General features: G+C 35.7%; 7 protein-coding genes. All 7 read left to right on the top strand.

Features of this window, described 5'->3' with window-relative positions; genetic code table 11:
- Positions 1-954, top strand: a 954-nt coding sequence (locus G628_RS17575; RefSeq protein WP_034501013.1) for an RHS repeat-associated core domain-containing protein, incomplete at its 5' end; no start/stop codon positions are given.
- 2 nt (positions 955-956) lie between these two features.
- Positions 957-1,397 (top strand): hypothetical protein, encoded by a 441-nt coding sequence (locus G628_RS0114025; RefSeq protein WP_026667852.1) that lies wholly within the window; start codon positions 957-959, stop codon positions 1,395-1,397.
- An 83-nt stretch (positions 1,398-1,480) separates the two neighbouring features.
- Positions 1,481-1,846: a hypothetical protein gene (locus G628_RS0114020; protein WP_027209394.1), complete on the top strand. Its 366-nt coding sequence runs from the start codon at positions 1,481-1,483 to the stop codon at positions 1,844-1,846.
- Between the two features lie 193 nt (positions 1,847-2,039).
- Entirely contained in the window at positions 2,040-3,209 is a 1,170-nt protein-coding gene (locus G628_RS0114015; protein WP_026667853.1) for an RHS repeat domain-containing protein, read from the top strand.
- 15 nt (positions 3,210-3,224) lie between these two features.
- Entirely contained in the window at positions 3,225-3,950 is a 726-nt protein-coding gene (locus G628_RS0114010; protein ID WP_026656138.1) for a hypothetical protein, read from the top strand.
- Positions 3,951-3,989: 39 nt separating this feature from the next.
- Positions 3,990-4,160 carry a hypothetical protein gene (locus tag G628_RS0114005; protein ID WP_155841143.1) on the top strand — a complete coding sequence of 57 codons (171 nt, stop codon included), beginning with the start codon at positions 3,990-3,992 and terminating at the stop codon, positions 4,158-4,160.
- Between the two features lie 95 nt (positions 4,161-4,255).
- Positions 4,256-4,618: an RHS repeat domain-containing protein gene (locus G628_RS0114000; RefSeq protein ID WP_027209392.1), complete on the top strand. Its 363-nt coding sequence runs from the start codon at positions 4,256-4,258 to the stop codon at positions 4,616-4,618.
- Positions 4,619-4,751: the final 133 nt, after the last annotated feature.

The raw sequence follows: 4,751 nt of genomic DNA, 5'->3' as shown, positions 1-4,751 counted from the left end.
AATATAATTCAGCCATTTGCTTTTACAGGCTATCAGGAAGATGAAGTATCGGGGCTTAAGTTTGCACAGGCTAGATACTACAAGGCAGAAACAGGCAGATTCCAGTCTGAGGATAATGTAAAAGGATTTATTATTAGTCCGTTTACGCTGAATCACTATGGCTATTGTTGGGGGAATCCGATTAATCTTGTTGATAATGATGGAAATTTGCCTAAGTGGATAACTGATGCTGCAAGCAATATTGAAAATGGAGTAGAAAAAATTAGTTCTACTGCTAAAAGTGTTGCACATACTACTGAAAAATGGTGGGATGAAAATAAGGGAACTGTTGCAAAAGTTGCTGTTACAACTGCAGTTGTTACTGGATTGGTGGCGGGAACTGTTCTTGCACCTGGAGCAGTTGGATTTGTGTGTGCAACTGCGCTTGCATCTGGAACTATATCCATGGGAGTAGATGTTGTTGCTCAAGTTATTGAACATAAAGGTTTCTCTGATTTTAATTTGAATCAAACACTTATTGCAGGGGCAAGTGGTGCCTTATCAGGAGCATTAAGTTGTGTAACAGCTAATCCGGGAATGCTTTTTGCTGGAAATGCAATAATTAATAGTACTTCATATGCTGTTACACAGGCAGTTAATGGTGAAGAAATAAGTGCATCAGGGGTGCTGATTAATGGTATTATTGGTGGAATAGTAGGAACTAGAGCTGGATCAAGTAATGAAGCAATGAAATTTGCTGGAAATCAATGGGGATGGAATAAGATTGGTGTTGGTGCTAAAGGCGCATGGGCAAAAGAATGCGTTAGATGGATAGGTGATGAGGTTGGTAAAGGCTTTGCACGAGCAGTAGGGTTTGAAGGTGCAAGATATACAGCATCTGATTTATTAACGGACGAAAAATTATATGATATACCAAGGCGAATAATTCAAAATTTTAACAGTTGTGGAGAATAACCATGAAGATAGTATTTGCGGTAATTATCTGGCTTTATTATATGTGCTGGGTTATGAATAATAAAAAAATTAATAATGTTTCATTTTATAAAGTTGTTGTATCACCTAAACTGAAGCTCCTACTTAATCCCTTTAAAGAAAATGAGGAATTTGATTTATCTGCAGTGATAATTGAATTATATGCTCATATTAGTGTCATGGTGTTGTTGGTCTTATATTTGACTGGAGAAATTGAAAAATTCAATCATAATATATGGTTGCTTGTAACATTTGCTTTATTGTGTATTGTTGAAGCTATAAGTTTTATGCGCCACATAGGGCAAACGGACAACAAAGCTGCTAAGTTTGGTTATGGGATAATACTGATTGTCTTGGTGATTGCAACGCTAGTTTCGATGCTTTTTGCGGCTATGTTGATGCTAGATCAGTTTAAAGTAATGTGAAATAAGTATGTATGACTTTATATAAAAGCGACATAATGGAAAAATAAAAATTAAAGGCCGCAAAAGTGGCAATCTTAATAATAATGGCTGCAACGTTTGCTTCCGCAGCGGCATGCTCACCAAGATTATTCAGAGCGCTTGCAGGAAAAAACGTTTTTGAAGCTATAATAAATGTCGTTACGTTTCTTTTAGTAGTAGCAGCTATGGGGCTTTTTCTTAACTTGATTATTAAGAGCTCGATAGTGGTTAAAGAGGACAGGTTTGTGATACATGCCGGATTATATTTCAAGACAATTAAGTATAGCGACATTAATCAGTGCTTCTTTATGGATGGTAAATTTGTTTTTATGACCAGAGACAGAGAAGTTCCTATACAAATTGCTATATTTGAGGATATGAGTGCTTTGTATGATGAACTAAAGAGAAATGGTATTGTGATAGAAGGATGATCAGATAAGATAAAAATCCCCTGATAACTTACGGCATATAACGAAGTTATCGGGGGATTCCGCTATTAGCATTTGTAAGACCGGAAGAAAGAATAGAGTTTTTTGAAATCTTTCGAAGGATTACTATAACCTTCTTGAGAGAACGGTAAATGGTGAGACAGAGAGCTTTGTTTATGATAACAATGTAATTTCTATGTCAAAGTCAGGAAATAACTTCTATTATATCCAGGATGAACTTGGATCACCTATGTACATGACAGGTACTGACGGAGCAGTTGTATCATCATATGCATTCGATGACTTTGGAAGAAATATAGATCCGTTTACAGGCAATATAAGAAACAATAACTCGAAGCATGCATACACTAAACAGGGCAATATAATTCAGCCATTTGCTTTTACAGGCTATCAGGAAGATGAAGTATCGGGGCTTAAGTTTGCACAGGCAAGATTCTACAGCACTGATAATGGTAGATTTGTTGGTGAAGATCAATTTCCAGGATTGCTAACTTCTGCCAGCACATTGAACAAATTTCTATATTGTGAAAATAGTCCCATAGATTTTGTTGATAATAACGGAAAATGGCTTAAATTAAAAGATTTTGATATAAATGATGGATTAGGAGTGGCAGCTGTAACTGTAGGTGCAGTAGCAGCTACTGTAGGGGCTATAGGCGTAGGAATAGCTTTGACAGCTACTGCACCAATTTCGCTTCCGGTATTAGCTTGTTGTGGTGCTGCGGTTGGGGCAGGAATAGCGTGTGATGCATCTATTATTTCTGATTGGAAGAAGGGAGAACATGCAAATCTAATAAAAGCTGCAGGTAATACTCTTGCTGGAGCGATGATAGGTGGAGCAGTCGCTTCAGGAGTAGGGGCGGTTGTTTCTGGTGGAGTAACAACGTTAGGAACTGTAAGCACTGCTATAATGGAACATAAAGATATTTTAACTGCAACGGTTGGAGGAACGATAAGTGCAGTTAAAGGTAATTCATTTAGCTCTGGATTCTTTTCAACATATATTAACTGTAAAGTTACAAGTAAAATTGGTGGTGCTAAGGGTAACTTTTTGGGAGGTGCGACTGGTAGTACTGTTGCTGATGCAATAACAAGTATAGAGAATGGCGAGAGCATCTCTGTTAAAAAAGTACTAGGTAAGGCGACTTTATCAGGTATAGCTCAAGCTTTAATATCAGGTCCAGGAGATTGGATATCAGATGTTTTTAATAGTGCTAATCCTAGCGCAAGTGAGCAACTCTTATGGTATGCGATTCATGATACTAAAAATATTGGGATTTTGTCGGAAGCAGCTGGGTGGATTATTGATAATATAATAGATGACAAGAATAACTGTGAAGGTTGATTGTGAGGTTGAGAAATGACTGTATTTTGGACTCTTGTAGTAAATATAGGTATTATAATAGTTGCACCGTGCATTATACTTACTATTTTTTTACAGAATTGTGCAACTAAGGCGAGTTCTGTAAAAGATAAAAAAGAAGCAAATATATTAGCAAAAGTGCTAGGAGTACTTATGCTATATGGTATTTTCTTTTGGGATCCCGATATGTATATTGGAACGTGGCGGCAAATATTAGATATTTCAAATGATGCAAGTATGAGAGATGCGTTTGGGATAGTAGCATTAGCATTTATAGTAATGTGGCTTTGTTTTTATTACATAATCGTAAATAAGAGAAACATGAAAGCTTTTTACAGATACAGGATTGTTAGATGGTTAGCAATTGCTATGCATATAATAGACAGTATATTGGTGATTGTTTTTCTTTGGGTGAGTAATGCGAACACAGACATTGATTATGATTGTTGGCGATGGTTATTATTATCAAATTATATATTGATGGTATCTATTGTTGTGCTTGATGCGTTTAGAGTGGGATATGAAAAGGAGGGGCAGTTCTTTGAATATAACAATATAATTAGACAGATAAAAATATTTACATATAATGGGAAAAAAATAGACATCATAGAGAATGGGGATGAATTTATAGTAACAAATGGTGATGAGGAAGTAAGAATGACTAAACTATTACCATATCAGGAGAACGGAGTAAAAGGATTTAAGGATATAATAAAGGAGTAAAAAATATTGGAGTCAAAAGTAAAAAAACTAATTATTTGTATGATGGTAGAAGCAATAATTTCATTATTCATAGGAGTAATGTTTCTATATTTTGGAGAGATTTTGATAGGAGCTTTGTTTTGTGTTTTTGTTACTTTTGAGGCTATTCTTGTAATAATCAGAATTAAAAAGCTAAAAGAGAGTAGCCAAACTATAGGTGATAGCAATTGATTTGCTTGAACAGAAATTGGAACTTTGAGGTATGTAGCGTATTACTTATTTGTCGCATTCAAAGTATGTGGTTGTATAGCTTGAATAAGTAAAATATGCAGATTATTGATGCGCTTGGAAATAAGACCAGCATTACCTATAGGGTAGATGGAAAGCTTCATACCGTAAAAGGACCAAGAGACGATACATACAAATATTTTTATAACAAAAACGGCACGATAAAAGAGATTGCTGCTCCCGGAGGGAATGCCGGCATTTTTGCATACAGTGACGGAAACATAAAAGCAGTCTATGACGATAGAGGAATAGGGCCAATCTTTACTTATGATGACAGAGGAAACGTTGCTACAGTAACAGATCCTGACGGGGTAAAGACAAGCTATAAGTATGACGAACTTAAACGTGTTGTAGAAACAGTTTCTGTTGACGATGCAAAAAATTTGTATAGCGTTAAATAAATATTTTCCAATAACGGAAGTTTAGTTGTTGACTTTGGACGAGCATTATTTGGAGTTAATGGATGCTCTGATATTATTCAAAATTATATTGTACAGATATTTAGTATAGTCAGACTGGAGATAAAAAGCCCGA

Source organism: Butyrivibrio hungatei NK4A153 (assembly GCF_000424465.1).
GTDB classification, from domain to species: domain Bacteria; phylum Bacillota; class Clostridia; order Lachnospirales; family Lachnospiraceae; genus Butyrivibrio; species Butyrivibrio hungatei_A.
Note: the sequence above shows the minus strand (reverse complement) of the source record. Positions and strands in the feature narration are given on the sequence as shown.